The sequence below is a fragment of the Streptomyces sp. ERV7 genome (genome assembly GCF_001653515.1).
Lineage (GTDB): Bacteria > Actinomycetota > Actinomycetes > Streptomycetales > Streptomycetaceae > Streptomyces.
Map to the genome: position 1 here is coordinate 1,424,443 of NZ_LYOY01000051.1, position 25,943 is coordinate 1,450,385.

Below are 25,943 nucleotides of genomic sequence, written 5' to 3' on the forward strand. Positions count from 1 at the left end.
GGGCGGGGACGTGCGCGGCCCGGCCGGTGTGATCCACTGGGCCGAGCCGGACGTAAGACCGAGATCAGGAGCCCGCACCCTTGACCACCGCGCCCGCCTACCGCCAGCCCGGAACCGTCCTCGTCGACCACCGGTTCGCCGTGCCGCTCGACCATGCCCGCCCCGACGGTGAGCAGATCGAGCTCTACGCGCGCGAGGTCGTCGCCGCGGGTCGTGCGGCCGAGCGGGAGCGGCTGCCCTGGCTGCTCTATCTGGAGGGCGGGCCCGGCTTCGGCGCCCGGCGGTTCATCGGGCGCCAAGCCTGGCTCGGGCGCGCCCTGCGCGACTTCCGGGTGCTCCTGCTCGACCAGCGCGGCACCGGCCTGTCCACCCCGGCCAACCGCCAGACGCTCCCGCTGCGCGGCGGCCCCCACGAACAGGCCGACTACCTCGCCCACTTCCGCGCGGACTCCATCGTCAAGGACTGCGAGCTGATCCGCCGCCGGCTCACCGGCGGTGCGCCCTGGACCGTCCTCGGCCAGAGCTTCGGCGGCTTCTGCGCCACCCACTACCTCTCCACCGCGCCCGAGGGCCTCGCCGCCGTCCTGATCACCGGCGGACTGCCCTCCCTGGACGCCCACGCGGACGACGTGTACCGGGCCGCCTTCCCCCGCATCGAGCGCAAGAACGCCGCGTACTACGCCCGCTATCCGCAGGACATCGAGCGGGTGCGCCGCGTCACCGACTTCCTCGCCACCGAACGCACCGTCCTGACCAGCGGATACGTACTGACCCCGGCGGCCTTCCAGTCGCTCGGCATCCTCCTCGGCGCCGGTGACGGCGCCCACCAGCTGCACTACCTCCTCGAAGACGCCTTCGTACGCACAGCCGCCGGCCCCGCGCTCTCCGACGCATTCCAGGAGTCCGTGCACACGGCCCTCTCCTTCGCCGGGCACCCCCTCTACGCCGTCCTCCACGAGGCGATCTACGCCCAGGACACCCGCCCCACCGACTGGTCGGCCGACCGGGTCCGCACCGAGTTCCCCCGGTTCTCGGCCGAGAAGGCCCTGGCCGGCGACGGCCCCGTCCTCTTCACCGGTGAATCCGTGCACCCCTGGCACTTCGAGACCGACCCCGCGCTGCGCCGACTGCGCGAGACCGCCGATCTGCTGGCCGCCCGCACCGACTGGACGCCGCTGTACGACCCGGCCGCGCTAGCCGCCAACGAGGTGCCGGTGGCGGCCGCCGTCTACCACGACGACATGTACGTCGACACCGCGCACTCGCTGGCCACCGCACGCGCCGTCCGGGGACTGCGCACCTGGGTCACCGACGAGTACGAGCACGACGGCGTACGGGCGGGCGGCGAGCGCGTACTGGACCGCCTGCTCGCCCTCGTACGGGGTGAGGCGTAGCCGCCGGCGGATGGGGACGCGGCGCCGCGGTGTCCGTCCGGCCTCGTAAGCTGCGGCCATGACACAGCAGTTGGAACAGTTGGAAGAGATGCCCGACGACTGGCAGCGCGCCCTCGCGGTCGTCGCCCACCCCGACGACCTGGAGTACGGCTGCGCCGCCGCGATCGCCGGATGGACCGACGCGGGCCGTGAGGTCACCTATCTGCTCGCCAGCCGTGGCGAGGCGGGCATCGACGGCATCGAGCCCGCCAAGTGCGGCCCGCTGCGCGAGCAGGAGCAGCGCGCGAGCGCGGCCGTCGTCGGCGTCTCGGCGGTGGAGTTCCTGGACCACATGGACGGGGTGATCGAGTACGGGACCGGCCTGCGCCGGGACATCGCGGCCGCCATCCGCCGCCACCGCCCCGAACTGGTCATCACGCTCAACCACCGGGACACCTGGGGCGGCGTCATCTGGAACACGCCCGACCACCGGGCCGTCGGCCGGGCCACGCTCGACGCCGCCGGGGACGCGGGCAACCGCTGGATCTTCCCCGAGCTCACCGAGCAGGGCCTCCAGCCCTGGAACGGGGTGCGGTGGGTGGCCGTGGCGGGCTCCGACTCCCCGACCCACGCCGTCGACGCGAGCGCCGGTCTCGAACGGTCGGTGGACTCACTGATGGAGCACCGCAGTTACATCGAGGGCCTCACCGAGGAGGAGCCCGAGACGTACTGCCGCACCTTCCTGACCGCCAACGCCGAGCGCGCGGCCGCCCGGTTCGGGGGCCGCCCGGCGGTGACGTTCGAGCTGTTCCCCCGGTAGGGGAGGAACCGCAGGGCCGAGCGGGATCCTCCCGCTCACACCCGGCTCCCACTATTCTGACGTACCGTCAGTTACCTTTCACGGTACGGGAAATGGGGGCAGCGGTGATCGACACCCTCGATCGGGAAGTCCGGGACGGTGAGGAGCGGATACGCCTGGAGGTCACCGGGCGGGGGCTCGGCGTCCTCACCCTCTGCCGTCCCGAGAAGCTGAACGGCTGGAGCTGGGAGTCCAGCCGTCAGCTCGGCCTCCTCGCCGACCGGATCCGCTTCGACGACGAGATCCGCGCCGTACTGCTGCGCGCCGAGGGCCGGGCCTTCTGCGCCGGGATCGACGTCACCGCACCCGGCGGCGCTCTCGCCGGCCGCTCCCCGGCCGAGCGCACCCACCGCTACTACGAGGGCATCCGCTGGGTCCACGAGCGCTTCGCCGCGTTCGCCCGGCTGCCGCAGCCCGTGGTCGCCGCCGTCCAGGGCTACTGCCTGGGCTTCGGCTTCGAGCTCGCGCTGATGGCCGACATCAGGGTCGCCGCGCGGGACGCGGTGTTCGCGCTGCCCGAGACGGGGATCGGCGTCGCCGTGGACGCGGGCGGCGACCTGCGGATCGCCCGGGACGCGGGCGCGGGCTGGGCCAAGCTCCTGGCCCTCACCGGCCGCCGTATCGACGCACCCACCGCGGCGCGGCTCGGCCTGGTCCAACAGGTGGTTCCCGCAGCGGAGCTGGAGGCGGAAGCCCGAGCGCTGGCCGACGAGATCGCGGCCAACGCCCCGCTCGCCGTGCGGGCGGTGAAGCGGAACATCGACGCGTTCGCCGACGCGGGGCTCGCCGAGGCCCTCGACCGTACGGCCATGTCCGCCGCCCTCACCCTCACCTCGGAGGACGCCCGCGAGGGGTACGCGGCGAAGGCGGCCCGCCGCCCGCCGACGTTCGACGGGAAGTGACACGCGTGGGGGCTCACCCCTCGAACCGCTCCCGCCCCAGCTGCTCGCGTACGGGCGTCACCGGCGCGGCCACCACCGTACGGCGCTGCCAGTTCGCGCCGTCGACCACCAAGGTGTGGCCGCTGATGAAACGGGCGTACGGGGAGGCGAGGAAGGTCGCCGCCCAGCCGAGCTCCCGAGGCTCTCCCACCCGTAACGCGGGCTGCCGGGCGCCGAGTTCGCCGCGGGCCGCCGCCTCCTCAAGCCCCGACCGGATGGCCTCGGGCATGTCCGGGTGCGGGAAGAGTCCCGGCACAAGCCCGTTGACCTGGATGCCGTAGGGACCCCACTCCACCGCGAGCGTCTCCACCAGATTGCGCACCCCGGCCTTGGCCGCCGCCGAATGGGCATATCCGGGGCCGCCCGTCCAGGCGTACGACGCCCCCACGTTGATCACGGACCCGGTCGTCCCGCCCGCGAGGTGGCGGCGGCCGAACTCACGCGTCGTGAACCAGGTGCCGGTCAGCGTGATGTCCACGACCGCGCGCCAGGCGTTGGGCGACAAGTCCTCGGCGGGGGAAGGGAAGTTGGCGGCTGCGCTGTTGACGAGCACGCCGGGCAGGCCGACCTCCCGTTCGGCCAGGTCGAAGGCCGCGCCGACCTCCTCCGGCTCGCGGACGTCGCACATGGCCACGACCACGCGGCCACCCAGCTCCGCCAGCTCCTCCCGGGCCGCCTTCAGCCGCTCCTCACCGCGCCCCACGAGCACCAGATCCGCCCCCAGACGGGCGAATTCGGCGGCCATCGCCTTCCCGAGACCGGAGCCGCCGCCGGTGACCAGGACCACGGTGTCGTCGTAGGTCCCCGGCGGCAGCGCGCGGGTGCCGGGCGGGGGAGGCCCCCGCTCAGCACACCCGCCTCGCCTCCCCGGGCCGTCACCGTGGAGCGGGCGGCACGAGCGGAGTCGTCGCACCCCTTCGAGCCGGAGCGGGCAGACCCCGCGCCCGGCGGTGCGGAACGGGCGGTCCTGCTGACCGCTAGACCGGTCGACTTCTCACTCACCGCGATCGGCGGACCCGCGCGGCAGGCCGCCGAGGCGGACGGCGCCAACGGTGCGGGCACCGGCGCGGAGCTGCCGGCGCGCACCGCCACCGCCGCCCGGCTCTCCCACGAACCGCCCTGGAAGGCGGACTGGGCCCGGGGAATCATGTTCGCGGTGGCGGCCACCCCCGTGGAGAGCAGGGAGGTCGACCAGCGGGCGCTGCTGCGCGGCGTCGTGGGCCGCCAGGCGCTGCGCGCCGTGCCGAGACGGCGGCGCCTCAGCACCCGGCGCGGTGCGCAACTGCTGCTCGACCACGGCCCGGGCATGGCGCCCTTCCGCGACGACGCAGTATGGCTGCGCGAACTGGTGGGGAGCATCGCGGGACGCGACCGGGTCGACGTACTGAGGTTCCGGGGCGCGCCGGGACGCGGGGTGGTGCGCCACGACCCCCTCACCATCGACCCGTACAGGCCGCCGCCGCCCGGCACCCCGGTGATCCTCTTCTCCGACCTCGGCCGGATGCGCCCGCCGTTCGCGGGTCGGGCCGTCGCCGGTCCGCAGGAGTGGCGCGACTTCGTCCACACCGTGGCCCACTCCGGCTGCCCGGTCGTGTGCCTCACTCCGTACGACAGCGCCGACTATCCGGCCCTGCTGCGCAAGAAGGTGGCGTTCGTCCCCCTCGACCGGCGGGTCTCGCTGCGGCACGCACGGGAGGCGGCGGCGCGGGTGCGCGGATGGCTGGAGTGCCCATGACGAGCCCCGTCGAGGCACCGGGGGCGCGGCTGGTGTCCCAGGCCGACCGCGCCATGGAGGAGTACATCCCGCAGCTCGCGCGCAGCCGGCCCCAGCTCGTCCGGCTCGCCGAGTGCCTCTCGCTCGCCGCCGGAGTGGAGCGACCGCTGCTGCGGCGCGTCCGGCTGCGCTTTCTGCCGCGCTCGGCGGCGGGCCTGGAGGCCGAGCTGTGGTTCTCCCCGCTGGTGGAGTCGGCGAGCGAGCACTCCCTGCTGCTCGACCCGGCCGCGGCGGCCGTCCTGCGGCGCCGCCTGGCCCGTCGGCCCCTCCCGTTCGTCCAGGACGTACGGGACTTGATGGTCGAGGCGCATCTGGGGGCGCAGCCCGTCGCCCGCTGGTTCGAGGACCTGCTGTGGGCCGATCTCTTCCCGGCCACGTCGACGCCCGAGCACATCGGCGAGCAGCTGCGGCGCGTGCTGCGCGCGGTCACGGCGGCCGGTCACGCGGGCGACGAAATCGGGCGCTGGGCGCTGCACTATGTGCCGCGCCTGCCCAGCGGGGTGCGCCGGTACGACGACGCCTGGCGGATCCAGGTGGCGTCCTCCGAACGCCTGGGCCTCGCACCGCCGGTGGACCACTTCCCGCGCCCGCCCGGCACCACGGCCGCGGCGCGTGCGCTGGTGCAGCGGGACCTCCCCGTGGGGGTGGTGGCCCGCTCCGACGGTCTGGTGCTCAGCCGCCCGCCGGTCGAGGGGGCACGTACGGTGCTGGCGGCGGGGGTGCGTACGGCACGGATCGAGGCGGCGAGCCTGCTCGCGCCGCAATCGCCGCCGGTGCGGCTGGAGTTGGAGGAGGATCAGAGCGTCCATCTGCCTTTCACCGTGGTGCAGCGGGTGTCGGTGAGCGGTGAGCCGGGCCAGGGGATCGCGCACGCCGGGAGCGCGGATGAGGTGGCGGTGGCCTCGGGTGCGGTGGAGGAGGGCGTGCGGTACGCCGTACTGCTGGCGGACGGCACGGTTGTGCTGCATGCCGAGGACGGCACCGAGACCGGCAGGATCCCCGCCACCTTCGAGGGGTCGCGGCGCGGCTCCCTCAGCCTGTCCGCGGACGGAGCGGGCGTGGCCTGGACCGAGGGGGGAAGGGCGATCGAGTACGAGACGGCCACGGCGAGACAGGCCGCCGCCCACGGCTGGCCCGGCTACGTGGACCGTGTGCGTTTTCCGGGGGATCACGCGGCGGGCCTCGGGCAGTTGGGCGTCCAGGACGACCGGTTCTTCCTGTCCGGGCGTCCGGGGATGGGCCATGTCCGCGTTCGTGCGGCCGGCCCGGTGCGGGCGCTGTGGCTGTCGGCCGACGGGGAGTGCGCTGCCGTCGTCGATGGATGGGGGGTGGTGAGGATGCTCGACCACGGGGCGGCGCGGGATTTCCTGGACCGTGAGGCCACCGCCGTCACCGGAGCGCCGGACGGGACGCACGTGGTCTGGGCGTGCACGACCGGAAGGATCGAAGCGTGGGTCGGCGACAGCGGCGACGTACTGAAGGTGTACGACACGGCGCCCTGGCAGGTCACCTCCCTGGCCATGAGCGCGGACGGCCGTTGGATCGCGGCCGTGGGCGGTGACTCCCGGCTCGTGCTGTGGGAGCTCACGAGTGGAGCTGCCGTACGCCACGAACGGCGCCTGGAGTTCTGCGCCGACCGCGTCTTCGCCCTGTCCGACGGCGGGTGGGCCCTCTCGGGCACGGGCGGACCGGTGGAACTCACCACGGACGACGGTCGCGAGTACGTCATCACACCCGACCCCCTGGCCTTGTTCGAACCGGCGGATGTGCCCGCGTGGCTGCGGGGCGAAGTGATCGCCGAGGTGCGCGCGGGCCGCGACCCGGTCACCTTCGTCGCCCTGGCGGAGACGATGGCGTCGATCCGGGCGGGTGGCGTCACCTGCCTGGCCGTCGGACCGATCACCCCGGCTGTCAGGCGTGACGTGGAGAGTATTCCGCGTGACGAGGAAATACCCCACTCCTTGGGCGACTTCGGAGGCTTTGTGTCGCTGCTCATGTCCGCCCACCACCACGGGGTGCGGGTCATTGTCGACATGGATCTGACGGCCCTACGGGAGGGGGACACCGCTGTGCCGGTCGGCTGGATCCTCAACTCCATGCGTCAGTGGCTGGACCATGACGTCGACGGGCTGCGTCTGGTCGGGGACCACGGCCTCACCGTGGACGTACTCGCCGAGGTCCGTCACCTGCTGGAGGGCTACGAGGATCGCGTACTCATCGGAATGCGCACCACCGAGGGATCCGACACGGCGGTGAGGGACTTCGGCGGTACCGGATCCCTCGATGCGGCCTGCCATGTCGTGGTGCCGCGCCTGTACGGGGGGTTCGCCGGCGCGAGTATGGCGCTGATCGGGCCGCAGTCGCTCATGAGCACGGCCAGGTCCGGACCGCAGTGGGGTTATGTCCTGCCCGACGACCTCACGGCGCCCGCGCAGAAGGCGCTGGAGCTACGCACGCTGCTCTGCCTCCCGGGCTGCCCCATCCTTCCCCTGTCGCTCCTTCAGAGCCATGACCCGGAGGTGGCGGCCATGCTGGAGCTGCGCAGGGACCACCTGGCCCTGTCCCGGGGCGGAAGTCGTGAACTCCAGCTGTCGCGGCCACAGGTGTTCGCCCTGGTGCGGTGGCACGGTGACGAGATCGTCCTGTGCGTCGCCAACGCCGGGGCGGACCGGGAGACGTTCGACGTCACCCCGGACGACCTGGACGGTGCGGGCGACGCACGGCTGCTCGACCTGTTCGACGGGACCGTGGCCCCCTGCTCGAACGACGTCCCCGCCACCGTGACCGTCGAAGCCGGCGCCGTCCGCTGGTTCCGGCTCCTGCCGATACCGCGCACCCGCGGCCTGGGGGAGTAGCGCCATGGCACGCCCCCGCATCTTCCTCAGCCACAGTTCGCAGTGCACCCCCGAGTCCGGGTGCGACTGTCGCGCCTATCTGCAGGCGCTGCACGCGCACCTCGAAGACCTGGGCTGTCAACCGGTCGTCGACAGCGGCATCCTGAACGGCGGCGACCCCTGGTACGGCAAGGTGCTGACCGAGCTCAAGAACTGCCACGGCATGATCATCCTGCTGTCACCGCACGCGCTCGACTCGTACTACGTGATGGTGGAGGCGATCGTCGCCGACGCCGAGCGGGCCGCGACCGACGACGCCTTCGTGGTCCTGCCCGTCACCCTGCCCGGAGTGCGTCGGCGCCAGCTTCCCGACAGCGGTCTGGGGAAGCTCAACCTCGGCCGTCTGGACATGGTGGACTGGCGGAAGCAGTACGGGCCAGGCCGGCCCCCGGCGAAGATCGCCAGAACGCTGCGGCCGCTGATCGAGCGCCAGGGCTCCCTGCCGTATCCGGAGGTCACCGACTTCCTCGTGGGGCGTATCTCCGACCTCTCGGACTCGGCGCTCGAAGACACGGCGGAGATCCTGGGCGTCGCCACCTTCGCCTACGCGCGCGGCCACTCGCGCTACGCGGTGGCCCAGGGGCTGCTGGTGGAGCGGCCGGTCGAGAACGTCGGCGACAGCTGTGTGATGCGCAAGGCGGTCAAGCACCTGCTGCCCAAGGTGAGGAGCCGGGACCACCGGCAGGAGATCGTGGACCTGGTGGTGCCGTTCGCCCGCGTCCCCAAGAAGGCGGCCGACCAGCTCCGGCTGGTCGGGGAGGGGGCCGGCGACCGGGTGGCGCTGCTGGGGTCGACGCGCAAGGAGACCGCGGACATGTATGTGCGCAGGGCGAGCGAGAACCCGGACTCCTGGCTCGTCGGGAAACCCGCTCCCCGGCACGACGCGGTGGACTTCGTCGAGGGCGTGATCGCCGAGGTGCGCGCCTGTGTGCTCGACGCGATCGGCTTCGGTATGGATCACGACGACGACACCTTGCGGCGGCTGCTCGCGCGCCACGAGGCGGAGTCGGGGCCGTTCACGATCGTGCTGTACCAGCCGCCGGACACCGATCTGCTCGACCGGCTGCTCGCCGCCTTCCCCCGTCTGCTGTTCGTCTTCGCCCATCAGCAGGCGGCCACCGCGCGGCAGCGGAAGGGATCCGTACGGCTGGCGGGGCTGACCCCGGGACAGGAGCAGGACATGGTGATCACGCACTGGGAGTTCCGGAAGCTGGCCGCCGCGGGGGAGTAGCGACGGCGGGGACCGCTTGGCCGGATTGACAAACCGCCTTGCCGATCCTGCAATGGGCGGATGGACGAGGAACGCGCACTCGACGACGTACTGACCGAGGTCGGCCCCCGGCTCCGGCGGATCCGGAAGGAGCGCGGGGCCACCCTCGGGGATCTGTCGGCGGCGACCGGGATCTCCGTCTCCACGCTCTCCCGCCTGGAGTCCGGGAACCGGCGCCCCAGCCTGGAACTGCTGCTGCCGATCGCCCGGGCCCATCAGGTGCCGCTCGACGACCTGGTGGGCGCCCCGCCGGTCGGGGACCCCCGGGTGCGGGCCAAGCCGATCGTGCGCGGCGGCAAGACCATGGTGCCGCTCACCCGACAGCCCGGCGGGCTCCAGGCGTACAAGGTGGTGGACCGGGGGACGGGCGGCCCGCCCGAGCCGCGCGTCCACGAGGGGTACGAGTGGCTGTACGTCCTGGCGGGGCGGCTCCGGCTGGTGCTCGCGGGGAACGACGTGGTGATGGGGGGGCGGGCGCGGCGCGGATGTGATCTACGACCCGGTCGGCGGCGACGCGTACGCCAAGTCCGCCAAGTGCGTCGCCTTCGAGGGCCGCATCCTCGTCGTCGGCTTCGCCAGCGGCAGCATCCCCGCCCCCGCCCTGAACCACGCCCTGGTGAAGAACTACTCGATCGTGGGCCTGCACTGGGGCCTGTACGCGCAGAAGGACCCCGCGTCGATCCTGCGCTGCCACGAGCAGCTGACCGAGCTCGCCGCCAAGGGCGCCGTCAAGCCGCTGATCAGCGAGCGGGTGGCGATGAAGGACGCTGCCGCCGCCGTCCAGCGGGTCGCCGACGGCACCACCACCGGCCGTGTGGTCGTGCTCCCGGACGGAGCCGGCCGATGAGCGAGCAGCAGTCCGACGCGGCTGAACTGCGCTCCCGTACCCGGGAGTTGCTCGCCGCGCACCCGCCTGCCACGACCGAGGCGCTCGACTTCCTCAAGGCCCGCTTCGACGCCGGGCTCGCCTGGGTGCACTACCCGGTGGGCCTCGGCGGGCTCGGGGTGCCGCGCTCGCTCCAGCCGGTCGTCGACGCCGAGCTGACGGCGGCGGGCGCGCCCGACAACGACCCGCGCCGGATCGGGATCGGGCTCGGGATGGCCGCGCCGACCGTGCTCAAGTACGGCACCGAGGAGCAGAAGCGGCGGTTCCTGCGGCCGCTGTGGGTCGGCGAGGAGGTGTGGTGCCAGCTGTTCAGTGAGCCGGGCGCCGGGTCCGACCTCGCCGCGCTGGGCACCCGGGCCGTGCGCGAGGGTGACAGCTGGGTCGTCAACGGGCAGAAGGTGTGGACCTCCAGCGCGCATCTCGCCCGCTGGGCCATCCTGATCGCCCGCACCGACCCCGACCTGCCCAAGCACCAGGGCATCAGCTACTTCGTGTGCGACATGGCCGACCCCGGTGTCGAGGTGCGCCCGCTGCGCCAGATCACCGGTGAGGCCGAGTTCAACGAGGTCTTCCTCACCGACGTCCGCATCCCCGACGCCCACCGCCTCGGCGCGGTCGGCGAGGGCTGGAAGGTCGCCCAGACCACCCTGATGAACGAGCGGGTCTCCATCGGCGGGATGCGCCTGCCCCGTGAGGGCGGCATGATCGGGCCGGTCGCCAGGACCTGGCGCGAGCGCCCCGAGCTGCGCACCCACGACCTGCACCAGCGCCTCCTCACCCTCTGGGTGGAGGCCGAGGTCGCCCGCCTCACCGGGGAGCGGCTGCGTCAGCAGCTCGTCGCGGGCCAGCCCGGCCCCGAGGGCTCGGGCATGAAGCTCGCCTTCGCCCGGCTCAACCAGGAGATCAGCGGTCTGGAGGTCGAACTCCTCGGGCAGGAGGGGCTGTTGTACTCCGACTGGACCATGCGCCGGCCCGAACTCGTCGACTTCACCGGCCGCGACGCCGGATACCGCTATCTGCGCTCGAAGGGCAACTCCATCGAGGGCGGCACCAGCGAGGTACTCCTGAACATCGTCGCCGAGCGCGTCCTCGGGCTGCCCGCCGAGCCGCGCAACGACAAGGACGTCGCCTGGAAGGACCTGGCCCGATGACCGAGACCGCCCCCGACCTGCTGTACTCGGAGGCCGAGGAAGACCTCCGGGCCGCCGTGCGCTCCCTCCTCGCCGACCGCACCGACACCCCGTCCGCGCTCGCCCGCGCCGAGTCCGGCACCCCCTACGACCCCCGGCTGTGGCAGGCGCTCGGCGCCGGGATGGGGCTCGCGGGTCTCCTTGTGCCGGAGAAGCTGGGCGGCCAGGGCGCGGGACATCGCGAGGCCGCCGTGGTGCTGGAGGAGGTCGGCCGGAGCGTCGCCCCGGTCCCGTACCTCACCAGCTCCGTCGTCGCCACCGAGACACTGCTCGGCCTGGACACCACTGTCCCGGAAGTCGCCGCGCTCCTCGGCGAGTTGGCGTCGGGCCGCAGGACCGCGGCGCTGGCCGTGCCGTTCTCGTACGGGCCCGACTCGCTGCGGCTGCGCGGCGGGCTCGACGGGGTCGTGCGGACCGTGGCGGACGCCGACACCGCCGACGTGCTGCTCGTGCCCACCGGGCAGGGGCTCTATGCGGTCGGGGCCGGCGAGGCGACGATCACCCCGCTCACCCCGCTCGACCTCACCCGCCCCCTGGCCGACGTCGTCCTCGACGGGGTGCGCGGCACGCCGCTGGCGGACGCGGGCACCGGCCGGGCCGCCGTGCGCCGGGGTCTGCTCGCCGGTGCCGGGCTGCTCGCCTCCGAGCAACTGGGCGTCGCGGAGTGGTGTCTGACCGAGACCGTCGCGTACACCCGGGACCGCAAGCAGTTCAACCGGCCCGTCGGTTCCTTCCAGGCGCTCAAGCACCGGATGGCGCAGCTGTGGCTGGAGGTGGTGTCGGCTCGGGCCGCCGCGCGCAACGCGGCCGACGCGCTGGCGAGCGGGAGCCCGGACGTGCCGCTCGCGGTGGCGGTCGCGCAGGCGTACTGCTCACGGGTCGCGGTGCACGCGGCCGAGGAGTGCGTCCAGTTGCACGGCGGCATCGGGATGACGTGGGAGCACCCCGCGCACCTCTACCTCAAGCGGGCCAAGTCGGCGCAGGGCGCGCTGGGTTCGGCCGGTGAGCACCGCGCGTCGGTCGCGGAGATCGTGGGGCTGCCCGGACCTGCATAGTCTGCGCCGAGTGTCCCGTTTTTGACCGCCCCTTTGCGTGCTGTTTAAATTGCGAACTGTTGCGATCAGTTCGCAATAACAGTCGATCTTCAATAAGGGGTGTGGGGCATGGTCGCCCGATCGATCCACAGGGCGATGCGAGGAGCGGGCGCCGCGGCGCTGGCCGGAGCACTGGCCCTCACCGCGGCCGCCTGTTCGAGTCCCGGCGGCGGCCGGGAGACCGGCGCCAAGGACTCGGCGGTCGTCGGCATCGCGTACGAGCCCGAGACGCTCAGCCCGCTCCTCGGCTACGGCAAGGACGGCAACTCCAAGATCTTCGACGGGCTGCTGACCTTCGACGCGAAGATGGCGCTCAAGCCCGCGCTCGCTGTCGCCCTGCCCGAGGTGAGCGCCGACCGGCTGACCTACACGTACAAGCTCCGCAAGGGCGTGACGTTCAGCGACGGGAAGCCGTTCACCGCCAAGGACGTCGTCTTCACGTACTCGACGATCCTCGACCCGAAGACCAACAACCCCGCCAAGGGCGAGCTCGACGCCGTCAAGGAGGTCCGCGCCGACGGCGACGACACGGTGGTCTTCACGCTCAAGTACCCCTACGCGCCCTTCGCGCAGCGCACGGTGCTGCCGATCGTGCCCGAGCACATCGCGGGCAAGCAGGACGTCAACACCGGCGACTTCGCCACCGCTCCCGTGGGCACCGGGCCGTACAAGCTCGTCAAGTGGTCCAGGAGCGAGAAGATCGCGTTCGAGGCCAACCCGTCGTACTGGGGCGGCGCGCCCAAGGTGAAGAAGTTCACCATGGCGATCATCAAGGACGACGACGTGCGCGCCACCCGGCTGCGCTCCGGCGACCTCGACGGCGCGATCCTGCCGCCCAACCTCGCCCAGGGCTTCGAGAAGGACAAGCACAAGAAGATCCACACGGCGAAGACCTACGACTACCGCAACGTGACCCTGCCCACCGGCAACAAGGTCACCGGCGACACCGCCGTGCGCCGCGCGCTCGACCTCGCCGTGGACCGCCAGGCGATGGTCGACAAGATCCTCGACGGCGCCGGCAAGCCCGCCTACGGGCCGGTCCCCACCGGCAGCCCCTGGTTCGCCAAGGGCACCGAGCGGCGGCACGACCTGGCCGGGGCGAAGAAGATCCTCGACGAGGCCGGCTGGAAGCCCGGCGCCGACGGCATCCGCGAGAAGGACGGCGTCCGCGCCGCCTTCCCGCTCTGGTACCTCTCCGGCGACAAGCTCCGCCAGGACCACGCCCTCGCCTACGCCTCCGACGCCAAGAAGGCGGGCATCGCCATCACCACCCGGTCCGGCACCTGGGAGGTCATCGAGCCGAAGATGAAGGACGAGGCGGTCCTCGCGGGCGGCGGCTCGCCCGGCGACCCCGACTTCGACCAGTACGCGCTGCTCAAGTCCTCCCTCGGCGGCGACGGCTTCAACAACATGGCGTGGTACGCCGACCCGGCCGTCGACAAGGCGCTCGACGACGGACGCAAGAGCGGTGACGCGGCCGTGCGCAAGGCCGCGTACGACACCATCCAGCGCGAGCTGGTGAAGAACCCCGGCTACACCTTCCTCACCCACATCGACCACCTCTACGTCGTGGCCGACCGCTGGGACGGCCTCTCCACCCAGACCGAGCCGCACGACCACGGCCTCGCCTCCGGTCCGTGGTGGAACGTCGAGACCTGGACGCCGAAGAAGTGAGCCGCCGCCTCCCCTGGGGGCCGATGGCACGGATGGCGGGGCGGCGGACCCTGTTCGCCGCCCCCGTCCTGCTGGTGGTGACCTTCGGCGTGTTCGCCGTGGCCGCGGCCTCCCCCTTCGACCCGGTCAAGGCGTACGCGGGCACCGCCGGGCTCACGGCCTCACAGGAGAACCTCGACCAGCTGCGCGCCAATCTCGGCGTCGACCAGCCGCTCGTCACCCGCTGGTGGCAGTGGCTGACCGCCGCCCTCACCGGCGACCTCGGCGACTCCAGCACCCTGCGCCAGCCCGTCGCCGACGTCGTAGGCGAACGGCTCGGCTGGTCGGTGCTGCTCGCCGCCACCGCCTTCCTGGTCGCGATCCTCCTCGGCACCGCGCTCGGCGTGCTCGCCGCGCGCCGCCCGGGCGGCCGGCTCGACCGCTGCGTCAGCTCCCTCGCGTACACCCTGGAAGCCGCGCCCGCCTTCTGGCTCGGGCTGCTCGCCATCTGGTTCTTCGCGCTCAGGCTCGATGTGCTGCCCGCCGGCGGGCTGACCGACACGGCGAGCGACACGGTCTCCTTCGGCCAGGTGGCCAGCCACCTCGTGCTGCCCGCCGCCGTCCTCGGCATCTCCCAACTTCCCTGGTTCTACCTGTACGTACGCCAGGGCGTCGCCGACGCCCTGGAGGAGGACCCGGTGCGCGGGGCACGCGCGCGCGGCCTGAGCGAGCGGACCGTCCTGCTCGGCCACGCCCTGCGCTCGGGCATGCTGCCGATGCTCACCCTCGTGGGCTCGCGCGTGCCCGAACTCATCACCGGCGCCCTGCTCGTCGAGACCGTCTTCAGCTGGCCCGGCATCGCCGCGGCCACCGTGCAGGCCGCCACCTCGGTGGACTTCCCGCTGCTCGCCGCGCTGACCGTGCTCGCCACCGCCGCCGTGCTCGTTGGCAACCTGCTCTCCGACCTGCTCTACGGCCTCGCCGACCCGAGGGTGGGATTCGATGGCTGACACCGCGACCACTGTGTGGCGCCCGCGCGGGCGCACCCGCCGCTCCACCCGCACCCTGAGGGTGCGCGCCTCCGCCGTGATCCTCGCGGCGGCCGTCCTCGCCGTCCTCCTCGTACCGCCGCTGGCCCACCTCGACCAGCAGGCCGTCGACCTCTCGCACAAGCTCCTCCCGCCGTCCTGGGAGCACCCGTTCGGCACCGACGACGTCGGCCGCGACCTGCTGCTGCGCTGCGTCTACGGGCTGCGGATCTCGCTCCTCGTCGGTGTGGTGGCCGCGCTGGTGGCCACCGTCGTCGGCACGGTCGTGGGCGCGGCGGCCGCCGCCCTCGGCGGCTGGACCGACCGGCTGGTGATGCGGCTCGTGGACGTCTTCTCGTCGGTGCCGCACCTGCTTCTCGGCATCTTCGTGGTCGCGATGTTCCGCCCCGGCGTGTGGCCGGTGATCGCCTCGGTCGCCGTGACGCACTGGCTGTCCACCGCCCGCATCGTGCGCGCCGAGGTGCTCTCCCTGCGCTCGCGCCCCTACATCGACGCGGCGATCTCCGGCGGTGCCTCCCGACTGCGGGTGACGACCCGTCATCTGCTGCCGGGCGTCCTGCCGCAGGCCGGGCTCGCGGCCGTCCTCATGGTGCCGCACGCCATGTGGCACGAGTCGGCGCTCTCCTTCCTCGGCCTCGGCCTGCCCAGCCACCAGGCCAGCCTCGGCAACCTCGTGCAGTCCGCGCGCGGCTCGCTGCTCGCCGGTCACTGGTGGCCGACCCTCTTCCCCGGCCTGCTGCTCATCGTCCCGACCCTCGCCGTCGCGGGCCTGGCCGGCGCCTGGCGCGAACGCCTGGACCCGCGCCGCCGATCGGAGCTGATGCTGTGACCAAGGCTGCTGTGACCACGGTCCTCTCGGTACGCGGCCTGTCCGTACGCTTCCGGATGCGCGGCGGCCGCCATGTCGCCGCCGTCACCGACGTCTCCTTCGACCTCGCGGCGGGGGAGTGTCTGGCCCTGGTCGGCGAGAGCGGCTGCGGCAAGTCCGTCCTCGCCTCCGCGCTCCTCGGCCTGCTGCCCGGCAACGCCGAGACGGCGGGCAGCGCGGTGCTGCACGGCGGCGGCGACCCCGTCGACCTGCTCGCCGCCGACGAACGCACACTCGCCCGTACGGTACGGGGGCGCCGCATCGGTCTCGTACCGCAGAGCCCGGCCGCCCACCTCACACCGGTGCGCACCGTACGGGCGCAGCTCGCCGAGACCCTGCGCGAGCTCACCCGCACCCCCCGGCGCGAGCTGCGCGCGGCGACGGAGGCGGCCGCCGCGCGCGCCGCGTTCCCGCCCGGGCACCTCGACCGCCATCCGCACGAGCTGTCCGGCGGCCTCGCCCAGCGCGCCGCGACCGCGCTCGCCCTCGTCGGGGACGCGCCGCTGCTGCTCGCGGACGAGCCGACGACCGGGCTCGACCGCGACCTGGTGGACCGCACGGCCGACGAACTGCGCCGCACCGCCGACGACGGCCGGGCGCTGCTGATGATCACCCACGATCTGGCGGCGGCCGAGCGGATCGCCGACCGGGTGGCCGTGATGTACGCCGGGAGGGTCGTCGAACTCGCCGACGCAACCTCGTATTTCGGCGGGACCGGACCCCGTCACCCGTATGCTCGAGGCCTGCTCGACGCGCTCCCGGAGCGGGCGTTCGCGCCCATCCCCGGGATGCCGCCCGAGCTGGGCGATCTGCCGGAGGGCTGCGCGTTCGCGCCCCGCTGCGAACGGGCCACCGGCCAGTGCGGCACCCTGCCGCCGTTCGACGGCCAGGTCGCCTGTCACCATCTGGAGGAGCCCGGCCGTGCTTGACCTGAAGAACATCACCGCCGGTTACGAGCGCGGCAGCCCGGTCGTCCGCCGGGTGAGCCTGGCCGTCGCCCCCGGCGAGGCGGTCGGTCTGCTCGGCCCCAGCGGCTGCGGCAAGTCCACCCTGGCCCGGGTCGCGGCGCTGCTGCATCGCCCCGACGACGGCACGGTCACCCTGGACGGCGCCCTCGTCACCGACTGGCGCCACCGCGCGCCGCGCGCGCTGCGCACCACCGTGGGAGTCGTCTTCCAGTCGCCCCGGCTCGCCGCCGACCCCCGGCTGCGGCTGCGGGAGATCGTCGCCGAGCCGCTGCGCGCGACCGGCCGCCAGATCGAGGTCCGCGAGCGCGTCGACGAACTGGCCGACCTGGTCGGCCTCGGCGGTGATCTGCTCAACCGCCGCCCCCACGAGGTCAGCGACGGCCAGCTCCAGCGCGCCTGTCTGGCCCGCGCCCTGGTGCTGCGGCCCCGGCTGCTGGTCTGCGACGAGATGACGGCGATGCTGGACGCCTCGACGACGGCGGCCCTCGTGGCGGTGGTCGAGCGCTACCGCACCCAGACGTCCGCGTCCCTCCTCGCGGTGGGCCACGACCGCACCCTGCTGTCGCGGTGGTGCGACCGGGCGGCGGAGTGGGGCGAGCTGTCGCAGTAACGTCCCTGCGACAACCGTTCCCGTGCGCCGCCCGGCCACGAGGCCTCTCGCGCGGCCCCGCCGCCCGGCCACCGGGTGACCGGGCGGCGAAGTACCGGCCAACTCTGCGAAGCAGCCTGCCGGTCGGCGTGGGCGGGCCCGCATACTCGGTCGCGTCCGCCCGTCCCACCGCCCCGGGAGCACCCCATGGCTCGACCGACCCGCCGCAGCGCCGTCGCCGCCCTCGCCGCGGCCGCCGCCTCCGCCGCCATCGCGCCCGCCGCCGGCGCGGCCGAGCGCCCCTGCGCCCGCCCCGCCGGGCCCAGACCGCTGCGCCGGACCCACGCGCACAACGACTTCGCGCACCCGCACCCGCTCTTCGACGCCCTCGGGCACGGGTTCACCAGTGTCGAGGCCGACATCTTCCTGGTCGACGGGCAGCTCCTGGTGGCCCACGACCCGTCCGACCTCGACCCGGCCTGCACGCTCGAAAAGCTCTACCTCGACCCGCTGATGGCCCGCGTCCGCGCCAACCACGGCTCGGTGTACCGGGGTTACCACCGCCCCGTACAGCTCCTCGTCGACATCAAGACCGACGGCGCCGCCGCCTACCTCGAACTCGACCGGCGGCTGCGGCCGTACCGCCGGATGCTGAGCAGCTACGCGCACGGCCGCGTCACGACCGGCGCCGTCACCCCCGTCATCTCCGGCGACCGCGCCGCCCGGGTGCCCATGGAGGCGCAGAAGGTGCGGCACGCCTTCTACGACGGCCGCCTGGAGGACCTCGGCACGGCCGCCACCGCCGCTTTCATCCCGCTGATCAGCAGCAACTGGACGCAGAGCTTCAGCTGGCTCGGCGCCGGGCCGTTCCCGGCCGCCGAGCGCCAGAAGCTGCGCGCGATCGTGGCCCAGGCCCACGCCCACCGCCAGCGCGTACGGTTCTGGGCCACCCCGGACCTGGCCGGGCCCGAGCGGGACGCCCTGTGGCGCGAACTGCTCGCCGCCGACGTCGACCACATCAACACCGACGACCTCGCGGGCCTGGAGAGCTTCCTGCGCGCACACGGGGAGTAGTCCGGGCGCACGCACCCACGCCGCACCCCTTCCGGGCCGTCACCCGCAGTCAACACCCGTACGGCGGACACGCCATACGCCCGACCGGCCCGCCTCCTCCGCCACACGTCACGGCGGGCGGGCCGGGTGTGTGCCCCGGCCCGCCACGCGGAGCACCCCGAGCGCGCCGACCGCCGGTCAGTCCAGCCGGGCGTCGGCGTAGACGACCATCGCGTCGCGCTGGTAGACCGCGAGCCCCTCGGCGATCCTGTCGAAGTTCACCCGGAACTGCGGGTCGTCGACATACGTCCGGCCGAGGCCCTTGTACGCGGCCGCGTTCGGGGGCCAGAAGCGGCAGACGCCCTGGTAGTGGACGTCGACTTCGGCCTGCACCGCACCATCGTCGACCGGGGTGCCGGCCACCATCAACTCCGCGAAGCGGCAGCCGCCGGTGGTGCTCACGGAGGACCGCCACCTGGTCGACCTGGCTGTCCAGAACCGCCCGGATCTCGCGCAGCCCCAGACCCAACTCCCGCATCAGCAGGATCTGTTGGAGCCGCAGCAGATCGGCTTCTACGTAGTGGCGGTGTCCGCTCGGGCGCCCCCGCCTCAGGACAGAGTGAGTGTGCCCCACACCGCCCGGTGGTCGGAGGAGCCGGTGTCCGTCGCGACCCCGCAGCCGCTCCAGGTGCCCCCGCCGAACAGGTAGTCGATCTTGCTGCTGCCCGCTGTCGGCCGGTTCGGCGTCGCCGAGTGGGCGTCGCACTCCTCGTACGCCGAGTACAGCGTGGCCGGCACACCGGTCGAGGGCGCGGCATTCAGATCACCGCCGAGCAGCGGGCGGTAGCCGGGCAGCGACGCCGCCTGCCGCAGCGCCTGAGCCTGCTGCGGCTGGAATACGCGCTCGGGGTCGTCATAGCCGGGGCCGCCGGTGCTGAAGTGCGCGGCGCACACCTGCGCCGCCCAGGACGCCACCGTGGCGCACAGCGCGGTGCGCTGCTCGACGCCGGGCGGGGAGGGCAGCTCGACCGCCCGGTACCAGGTGTTCTCCTCCGGCACCGCCAGCGCCACACCGTACGCTCCCCGGTCCGCTCCCGACGCGTCCGGCTGACAGTTCTTCCGCGCCTTGACCTTCGTCCCGGGCACCTCGTACTGAACCGGCGCGAACCGTACGTCCCAGCCGCCGCCGAGCTCTGTCTCCAGCGCCAGCTCCACGGGTTTGGCGAGCTTCTCGCAGAACTCCTCCAGCAGGATCACATCGGGGTTTCCGGCTGCCTTGGCGCGGGCCGTGATCTCTTCCGCCAGCGGGCCCGCCGCCGTGTGGTAGAAGCCGCAGTTCTTGTTGTTGTCGGCGCACACGTTCCAGGTCAGCGCCTTGATGGCGCGCGGGGAAGCGGCCGGCGGCGGTGGCGGGTCGGCGGGTGCGGGCACGGCAAGCAGCCGGAAGAGCTCCCACGAGGCCACCGCCGTGGCACGGGCCTGGAGCAGCCCGTCGCCGGTCGCTCCCGCGTCGGCCGTCACATAGCGCTCCCGCGTGCCGTCGTGGTAGCGCAGGGCGTAGACGTCGGCGCCCGCCTGCGGCTGCGGCACGAGCTCCAGCTTCTCCCAGCCGGCGGGCGGCCCCTCGGTACGGGCGCGCAGCTTCCCGTACCGGCCGTCGGCCCCGGCGCCGAACTCCGCCGCCACATAGGCACCGTTGGCCTGCGAGCGGAGAGCGACCGTCGCCCCCTTGGCCACGTTGTCGGTGTGCAGGGTGAACTGCTCGGTGATACCCGGCGTACCCGCCCGCGCGTGCAGTTCATCGCCGCTGGACGCCTCCACCGAGACGTACTTTCCGGTGGCGAGCGAGAGCAGCTCCCACTGCTGTCCGGCCGACTTCGAGGTGTTGGGGGGCGGCGGCGCGGCCGCCGTGGCGGGCGCGCCGAGCAGAGCCGGCAGGACCGCCCCGATCAGCGCGGCGGCCAGCAGCCGCGGTAGGCGCAGACGATTTTTCATACCGGGAGGATAGAGAACCGCTGATGTCGACCTGCCAGGTGGATGCGTGCTCCTGCTCCCGCACCTCCACGGCGGCCCGGCACCCGCAGGCCAGGGGTCGCTGCCGGTCCCCTGCCGCGCCCTCCCGGGCTGCTTCGCGCCGGGTTCCCGTACGGGTGCCTGGGGAGGATAGTCGGAAGCCGACGGCCTGCCGCGCACAGGGCCCGGCATGTCCTTCATGGAGGTGTCCCGCTGTGACCACCACCCCCTCACCGGCGCGCGCCGGTGTGGCTCCCGGCGGCCTGCCGCTGCTCGGCCACGCCTGGCAACTCCACGCCCGCCCGCTGGAGTTCCTGTCCTCGCTGCCGGCCCACGGGGACCTGGTACGGATCGGGATGGGCCCCTGGCCGGCCTATGTCGTCTGCCGTCCGGACGCGGCGCACCAGATGCTCACCGACTCGCGGACCTTCGACAAGGGCGGCCCGTTCTTCGACAAGGCGCGCGTGCTGTTCGGCAGCAGTCTGCCCATGGCCGGCTGGCGCGAACACCGGTGGCAGCGCCGTCAGATGCAGCCCGCCTTCCAGCCCGGCCGGATCGACGGGTACGCGGTGGTGATGGGCGAGGAGGTGGACCGTATGACCACCGCCTGGCAGCCCGGTCAGCGGCTGGACGTCACCGCCGCGCTCACCACCCTGACCCTGCGGATCGTCACCCGCAGCGTGCTGGCCGCGGAGGCGGAGGACTCGGCGGTGGCCGAGGTGCTGGAGAGCCTGCACACCGTCATCGACGGCATCTACCAGCGCGTGATGCTGCCGCTGGGACCGCTCTACCGCCTGCCCACCCGGGGCAACCTGCGCTACCGCCGCGCCTGTACGCGGCTGCACCGCGCCATCGACGACATCATCGCCGCCCGCCGGGCCGCGCCCGGCGAGCACGACCTGGTGTCGGTGCTGCTGGCCGCCCACGACGACGACACGGGCGAGCCCATGTCCGACGAGGACATCCGCGACCAGCTGATGGTGATGATCGGCGCCGGTTTCGAGACCACCGCCAACACTCTCGCCTTCGCCCTGTGGTTGATCAGCCAGGACACGAAGGTACGGGAACAGCTGCACGCCGAGGTGGACGCGACGCTGGCGGGGCGCACCGCCACACCCGCCGACCTCGACGGGCTCGCCTATACCCAGCGCATCATCCACGAGGTGATGCGTATGTACCCCGCGGGCTGGTTCTTCACCCGCGTCACCACCGCCGACACCACCCTCGCCGGACACCCCCTGCCCAAGGGCACCGCCCTCCTCTACAGCGCGTACCTCCTGCACCACCAGGCCGAGCTGTTCCCCGATCCCGAGCGTTTCGACCCGGACCGCTGGGCCACCGGCGAGGCGGACGCGCTGCCCCGGGGTGCGCACGTGCCCTTCGGGGGCGGCAACCGCAAGTGCATCGGCGACCAGTTCGCCCTCACCGAGATGACCCTGGCCCTCGCCACGGTGTGCACCCGCTGGGATCTGGTCCCCGACCCGGAGGCCACTTTGCACGTACGGGTGCGCGGCACACTGGGTCCGGGCCCGCTCGACATGACCTGCGCCCCCCGCAACACACCGGGCGATTCGGGACCGTCAGTGTGACGTGGCCAGCCAACCCTCCAGTACGGCCTCGCGGTCGCGGGACCGCAGGACTTCGCCGGGCCGGACTTCGTTCCACCAGTGCGTCAGTACGGCAGGCGAGGACTCGCCTCGGGTGAAACGGGCGAGCAACCCGAGCGAGATATCGACCTCTCGCTCGGTATAGGCGGTCGCGGCGCCCGAGAACACGGGCGTCTCGACACGGTCCCCCTCCGCCGTGGTGATGACGACCGTCATCTCCGGCGGGCCGTCAGGAACCCACGCGTCGAGGGCCGCGGCCGCCACGCTCAGCGCGCGGGCCGCCCACCGGGTGAGTGCGGAGCGGACCGGTGCGTCGGTGACCTGGAGGTCCATCACGTCCGACCAGCGCCATTCCCGCGGGGCGTCCCCGGTGATCCGCACCCCCGCCGGGGAGAGGAGCACGCCCGCCCCCTCGGGCGTCGGCGGTGTGCCGAGGTATACCTCGTCCCCGCTGATCCAGAAGAGTCCGACCATGCTGCCGACCCTGCGGTCGGCAGCCGGGGGCGGTGACGCTTCCACCATGCAACTCCCTCTCTCTGGCCGTGGTGCGGCGCACCCTGCCCAAGACACCGTACAGAGAGGCGCCTTGGACCCATGGCACCGCGTTTCCCACCCTGTCCGGCGCGGGGGACCTCACGGATCGGTTCGGCTGCCCGCGGCGGGGGCGCCGGTCGGCCGCTGCCACAGCCGGCTCACATGGGTGTCGAGCACGTCCTGGGCCTGGCGCGCGGTGAGGTGGCCGATCAGGACGTGTGCGGTCAGGCCGTCGGCCAGGGCCAGCAGCGCGCGGGCTTCGTGCTGTGCGTCGAGGGGCTCCACATACGTGGTGCTCTCGTCGGCCTCCGCGATGAGGCGGGCGAACGCCTCGTGCAGGGCCGCGTAGTTCGCCTTCAGTGTGCCCGCGAGCGCTTCGCTGACCGCCGCCTGGGCGACGAAGGCGAGCCACACCCTGGCCTCGGCACGGTGTTCTTCCCGCAGCAGGGAGATCTCGGTGGCCGCGTGGCCCAGCGCGGACGCGGCCGACTGTGCCGGGCTCGCGACGAGGCGGGCCCGTACGCGCTCGTTGATCCGCTCGCCGACGGCCCCGAGGGCGAACACCAGCATCTCCTCCTTGGTGCGGAAGCAGCGCTGCACCGCGCCCATCGACACCTGCGCACGGGCGGCGACATCGCGCAGGGTCACGCCCTCCAGGCCGCGTTCGTCGGCCAGTCGGCACACCGCCTCGGCGATCACACGACGCCGGCCCTCGTGGTCCACCTGCCTGGGCATCCCGGTCCGCCTCCCTCTGCCGTGCTCACCGCGGCTGTCGCGCTCCGCCCACTCTATTCGATGCGCTCGCATCGGAACCCGGGTTATGGTTCCGATGCGAGCGCATCGGAACGAGTAGGGGAGCGTGCGAACCATGCAGGACGCGTTGTGGCGGAGGCCCGCGGCGGCACAGGCGGCAGCCGTACGGAGCGGGAAGGTGTCGGCCGTCGAGCTGGTCGAGAGTCATCTGGAGCGCATCGCCGCGGTCAACCCGCGGGTGAACGCGGTCACCCAGCTCCTGGCCGAACGCGCCCGCGAGGCCGCCGCGGAGACCGACCGCAGGCGGGCGGCGGGGGACGTACTGGGGCCGCTCGCGGGCGTACCGTTCACGGTGAAGGAGTCCACCGCGATCGAGGGTGTGCCGACCACCTTCGGTGTGGCGCGCTTCCGTGAACTGGTCGCCCCGGCCGACGCACCCCCGGTGGCCCGGCTGCGTGCCGCCGGCGCCGTGCCGATCGGGCACAGCAACATGCCCACCCTGATCCTGGCCGGGATGCACACCCGCAGCGAACTGTTCGGCGACACGGTCAACCCGTGGGACCCCGGCCGGACGCCCGGTGGCACCAGCGGGGGTGACGCGGTGGCCGTCGCCACGGGGATGGCGGCGCTCGGTCTCGGCAACGACTCCGGCGGGTCGATCCGCGTCCCGGCCCAGTTCTGCGGAGTGGCGGGGCTCAAACCGACCCCCGGGCGCTTCCCCGCCGACCACCGCATCCTCGGTCCGCAGGACCCGGGCCCGGCCTCCCAGATGCTGGTCACCGACGGCCCGCTGGCCCGGAACGTGGCCGACCTGCGCCTGGCCTACGAGGTGCTCGCCGGGACCGACCCCCGCGACCCCCGGGCTGTTCCGGTACCCGCGTACGGCGAACCCCTGCCCGGAGCCGCGAAGGTGGCCGTCGTGGCGGACCCGGGCGCCCGCGGCGTCCACCCCGCCGTCGCGGCGGCCGTCCGGAGCGCGGCGGACGCGCTCCGCGACGCCGGATACGACGTGCGCGAAGTGCCGGACGTACCGAGGCTGGACGAGACCCTCGAAGCGTACGACCGGATCACCATGACCGAGTTCGCCCCGAACTGGCCCGTGGTGCGCACCCTCCTCGGCGACGGCGGCGACCGTTACATCGAGATGGCGATGGAGCGGACCCCGCCGGTCACCGGTGTGGACGAGCTCATGAAGCTGATGGGTACGTGGATGAACCTCCGCCGCTCCTGGGCCGAGTTCCTGGACACCTACCCGCTCGTGCTCGGCCCGTCGTTCACCGAGCCGCCGGTCGAGCCCGGTCTGGAGTCGCGCGACAGGGCGGGCCGGGACCGCGTCACCTCGGCGATGCGCCTGTGCACGGCGACCAGCTTCGTCGGCGTACCGGCGGTGGCCGTACCGACCGGGCTGACCGACGGGCTCCCCTGCGGGGTGCAGATCATCGGGCGGCCCTTCCGCGAGGACCTGTGCCTAGCGGCTGCCCAGGCGGTCGAGGACCGGCTCGGAGTGCTGACGCCCGTGGATCCGCGCGGGGTCGGGGTGGGCGGGTCCTAGGACTCCGGGGCCGCCGGGCTCCAGGACTCCGCGCATGACGGTGACGGCGTTCCCGGTCAGGTGGACGCGGTCACCGTGCAGCACCGTGTGCACCAGGCCCGTGCGGGCGGACACTTGGATGCCGGTGAGCCGGTCGCGGCCCAGGCGGCCCGACCAGTAGGGGGCGAGCACGGTGTGGGCACTGCCCGTGACGGGGTCCTCCGGGATGCCCCGGGCCGGGGCGAAGAAGCGGGAGACGAAGTCGTGTGCCACACCGTCCCCCGCCATGGCGTCCGCCGGGGCCGTGACGATGACCGCGCGCAGGTCCTCACGGTCCGTCAGGGTGGCCAGGGCGCCGAGGGCGGGAGTCAGGGTGCGGACGACCGACTCGTCCGGCAGCACGGTCAGCAGGTCGCCGAGCGCGCCGGACCGGAAGGTCGCCTCGGGCTCGGCCCCCAGCGCCTCGGACAACCCCACCGGGGCGGGCACTTCCGTGGCCCGGGCTGCCGGGAAGTCCAAGGTGATACCGCCGTGTTCGGCGGCGTGCGTGACCAGGACGCCGTGGTACCGGCTGCGGAAGCGCACGGCACCGAGGAGCCCCCGCTCGGTGCGCAGCACATGTGCTGTGGCCAATGTGGCATGGCCGCACAGCCGCGACTCGACGAGCGGAGTGAACCAGCGGATGTCCCAGTCGGCGTCGGCACCCGGCGGCGACGGGCGCGCGAACGCCGTCTCGGAGAGGTTCAGTTCCGCCGCCACCTGCCGCATCCACCCTTCCGGCCACTCCCCGGCGGGCAGGAGACACACACCCGCCGGGTTCCCGGCGAACGGACGGTCGGCGAAGGCGTCGACAACGTGCATACGCATGACTCGGACCGTAGAAGGGCCGATCGAGCCACGCCAAGGCCAATTCGTGGTGGGTGGTCTGACCTCGGGGTGGGTATCGTCACGGTACGACGGTGGCGAGGACCCTGGTCATACCCTTGCGCACTTCCTCCGGCGGCGGACCCGCGCAGGGTCGACGCATGGGCACACGCCCGCGAT

The 25,943-nt window shown here is 73.2% G+C and carries 22 protein-coding genes and 3 pseudogenes; 18 read left to right on the top strand and 7 right to left on the bottom strand.

The window, feature by feature from the left end:
- Positions 1-80 precede the first annotated feature (80 nt).
- The 3 genes from A8W25_RS29275 (at position 81) to A8W25_RS29285 (ending at position 3,134) form a co-directional block, all read left to right on the top strand.
- Positions 81-1,394 carry an alpha/beta fold hydrolase gene (locus A8W25_RS29275; RefSeq protein WP_067166994.1) on the top strand — a complete coding sequence of 438 codons (1,314 nt, stop codon included), beginning with the start codon at positions 81-83 and terminating at the stop codon, positions 1,392-1,394.
- Positions 1,395-1,452: 58 nt separating this feature from the next.
- Entirely contained in the window at positions 1,453-2,193 is a 741-nt protein-coding gene (locus A8W25_RS29280; protein WP_067166997.1) for a PIG-L deacetylase family protein, read from the top strand.
- Between the two features lie 92 nt (positions 2,194-2,285).
- Entirely contained in the window at positions 2,286-3,134 is an 849-nt protein-coding gene (locus A8W25_RS29285) for an enoyl-CoA hydratase/isomerase family protein (RefSeq protein ID WP_234386610.1), read from the top strand.
- Positions 3,135-3,147: 13 nt separating this feature from the next.
- Here the strand turns inward: A8W25_RS29285 and A8W25_RS29290 are convergent, their stop codons facing one another.
- Positions 3,148-3,960, bottom strand: coding sequence for an SDR family oxidoreductase (locus A8W25_RS29290; RefSeq protein WP_234386611.1), 813 nt, complete (start codon positions 3,958-3,960; stop codon positions 3,148-3,150).
- Between the two features lie 93 nt (positions 3,961-4,053).
- Between A8W25_RS29290 and A8W25_RS33715 the strand changes: the two genes are divergently transcribed.
- The 13 genes and pseudogenes from A8W25_RS33715 (at position 4,054) to A8W25_RS29350 (ending at position 18,482) form a co-directional block, all read left to right on the top strand.
- Complete coding sequence (locus A8W25_RS33715) at positions 4,054-4,908, top strand: hypothetical protein (RefSeq protein ID WP_158942770.1); 855 nt, start codon at positions 4,054-4,056, stop codon at positions 4,906-4,908.
- Positions 4,905-7,802: a hypothetical protein gene (locus A8W25_RS29300; protein WP_067167004.1), complete on the top strand. Its 2,898-nt coding sequence runs from the start codon at positions 4,905-4,907 to the stop codon at positions 7,800-7,802. Before A8W25_RS33715 ends, A8W25_RS29300 begins: the two co-directional genes overlap by 4 nt.
- Before the next feature lie 4 nt (positions 7,803-7,806).
- Complete coding sequence (locus tag A8W25_RS29305; protein ID WP_067167006.1) at positions 7,807-9,072, top strand: toll/interleukin-1 receptor domain-containing protein; 1,266 nt, start codon at positions 7,807-7,809, stop codon at positions 9,070-9,072.
- 60 nt (positions 9,073-9,132) lie between these two features.
- A pseudogene (locus A8W25_RS35855) lies at positions 9,133-9,345 on the top strand (helix-turn-helix domain-containing protein); the annotation flags it as partial.
- Positions 9,346-9,580: 235 nt separating this feature from the next.
- Positions 9,581-9,958: pseudogene (locus tag A8W25_RS29310) on the top strand (zinc-binding dehydrogenase); the annotation flags it as partial.
- Positions 9,955-11,148, top strand: coding sequence for an acyl-CoA dehydrogenase family protein (locus A8W25_RS29315; protein WP_067167008.1), 1,194 nt, complete (start codon positions 9,955-9,957; stop codon positions 11,146-11,148). The pseudogene A8W25_RS29310 and the gene A8W25_RS29315, both read left to right, overlap by 4 nt.
- Complete coding sequence (locus A8W25_RS29320; protein WP_067167010.1) at positions 11,145-12,242, top strand: acyl-CoA dehydrogenase family protein; 1,098 nt, start codon at positions 11,145-11,147, stop codon at positions 12,240-12,242. Before A8W25_RS29315 ends, A8W25_RS29320 begins: the two co-directional genes overlap by 4 nt.
- Before the next feature lie 108 nt (positions 12,243-12,350).
- Complete coding sequence (locus A8W25_RS29325; protein ID WP_067167012.1) at positions 12,351-13,955, top strand: ABC transporter substrate-binding protein; 1,605 nt, start codon at positions 12,351-12,353, stop codon at positions 13,953-13,955.
- Between the two features lie 23 nt (positions 13,956-13,978).
- Positions 13,979-14,944 carry an ABC transporter permease gene (locus A8W25_RS29330; RefSeq protein ID WP_067167014.1) on the top strand — a complete coding sequence of 322 codons (966 nt, stop codon included), beginning with the start codon at positions 13,979-13,981 and terminating at the stop codon, positions 14,942-14,944.
- Complete coding sequence (locus A8W25_RS29335; protein WP_067167016.1) at positions 14,937-15,812, top strand: ABC transporter permease; 876 nt, start codon at positions 14,937-14,939, stop codon at positions 15,810-15,812. The genes A8W25_RS29330 and A8W25_RS29335 overlap by 8 nt, the downstream gene beginning before the upstream one ends.
- Before the next feature lie 56 nt (positions 15,813-15,868).
- A complete protein-coding gene (locus A8W25_RS29340; protein ID WP_067167383.1) occupies positions 15,869-16,780 on the top strand; it encodes an ABC transporter ATP-binding protein in 912 nt (303 codons plus the stop codon).
- Entirely contained in the window at positions 16,773-17,429 is a 657-nt protein-coding gene (locus tag A8W25_RS29345) for an ABC transporter ATP-binding protein (protein ID WP_067167019.1), read from the top strand. Before A8W25_RS29340 ends, A8W25_RS29345 begins: the two co-directional genes overlap by 8 nt.
- A 186-nt stretch (positions 17,430-17,615) precedes the next feature.
- On the top strand, positions 17,616-18,482 hold the full coding sequence (locus tag A8W25_RS29350) for a phosphatidylinositol-specific phospholipase C/glycerophosphodiester phosphodiesterase family protein (RefSeq protein ID WP_067153929.1): 867 nt from the start codon (positions 17,616-17,618) through the stop codon (positions 18,480-18,482).
- A 177-nt stretch (positions 18,483-18,659) separates the two neighbouring features.
- Here A8W25_RS29350 and A8W25_RS33060 read toward each other — a convergent pair whose 3' ends face one another.
- From A8W25_RS33060 to A8W25_RS29360, 3 genes and pseudogenes are all read right to left on the bottom strand, one after another.
- Positions 18,660-18,923, bottom strand: a complete 264-nt coding sequence (locus tag A8W25_RS33060) for a TipAS antibiotic-recognition domain-containing protein (RefSeq protein WP_067167022.1) — start codon at positions 18,921-18,923, stop codon at positions 18,660-18,662.
- A gap of 79 nt (positions 18,924-19,002) precedes the next feature.
- Positions 19,003-19,095, bottom strand: a pseudogene (locus A8W25_RS35280) (hypothetical protein); the annotation flags it as partial.
- Positions 19,071-20,456, bottom strand: coding sequence for an endonuclease/exonuclease/phosphatase family protein (locus A8W25_RS29360; protein WP_067167024.1), 1,386 nt, complete (start codon positions 20,454-20,456; stop codon positions 19,071-19,073). The gene A8W25_RS29360 and the pseudogene A8W25_RS35280, both read right to left, overlap by 25 nt.
- Positions 20,457-20,689: 233 nt before the next feature.
- Between A8W25_RS29360 and A8W25_RS29365 the strand changes: the two genes are divergently transcribed.
- A complete protein-coding gene (locus A8W25_RS29365) occupies positions 20,690-22,063 on the top strand; it encodes a cytochrome P450 (RefSeq protein WP_067167027.1) in 1,374 nt (457 codons plus the stop codon).
- On the opposite strand, the gene A8W25_RS29370 is transcribed toward A8W25_RS29365, so the two are convergent.
- Complete coding sequence (locus tag A8W25_RS29370) at positions 22,055-22,555, bottom strand: hypothetical protein (protein WP_067167385.1); 501 nt, start codon at positions 22,553-22,555, stop codon at positions 22,055-22,057. The genes A8W25_RS29365 and A8W25_RS29370 overlap by 9 nt on opposite strands.
- Before the next feature lie 159 nt (positions 22,556-22,714).
- Positions 22,715-23,350 carry a TetR/AcrR family transcriptional regulator gene (locus A8W25_RS29375; protein ID WP_067167028.1) on the bottom strand — a complete coding sequence of 212 codons (636 nt, stop codon included), beginning with the start codon at positions 23,348-23,350 and terminating at the stop codon, positions 22,715-22,717.
- Positions 23,351-23,483: 133 nt separating this feature from the next.
- Between A8W25_RS29375 and A8W25_RS29380 the strand changes: the two genes are divergently transcribed.
- Positions 23,484-24,920, top strand: a complete 1,437-nt coding sequence (locus tag A8W25_RS29380; protein WP_067167031.1) for an amidase — start codon at positions 23,484-23,486, stop codon at positions 24,918-24,920.
- Here the strand turns inward: A8W25_RS29380 and A8W25_RS29385 are convergent.
- Positions 24,837-25,766: a PhzF family phenazine biosynthesis protein gene (locus A8W25_RS29385; RefSeq protein WP_079126472.1), complete on the bottom strand. Its 930-nt coding sequence runs from the start codon at positions 25,764-25,766 to the stop codon at positions 24,837-24,839. The genes A8W25_RS29380 and A8W25_RS29385 overlap by 84 nt on opposite strands.
- Positions 25,767-25,943 lie beyond the last annotated feature (177 nt).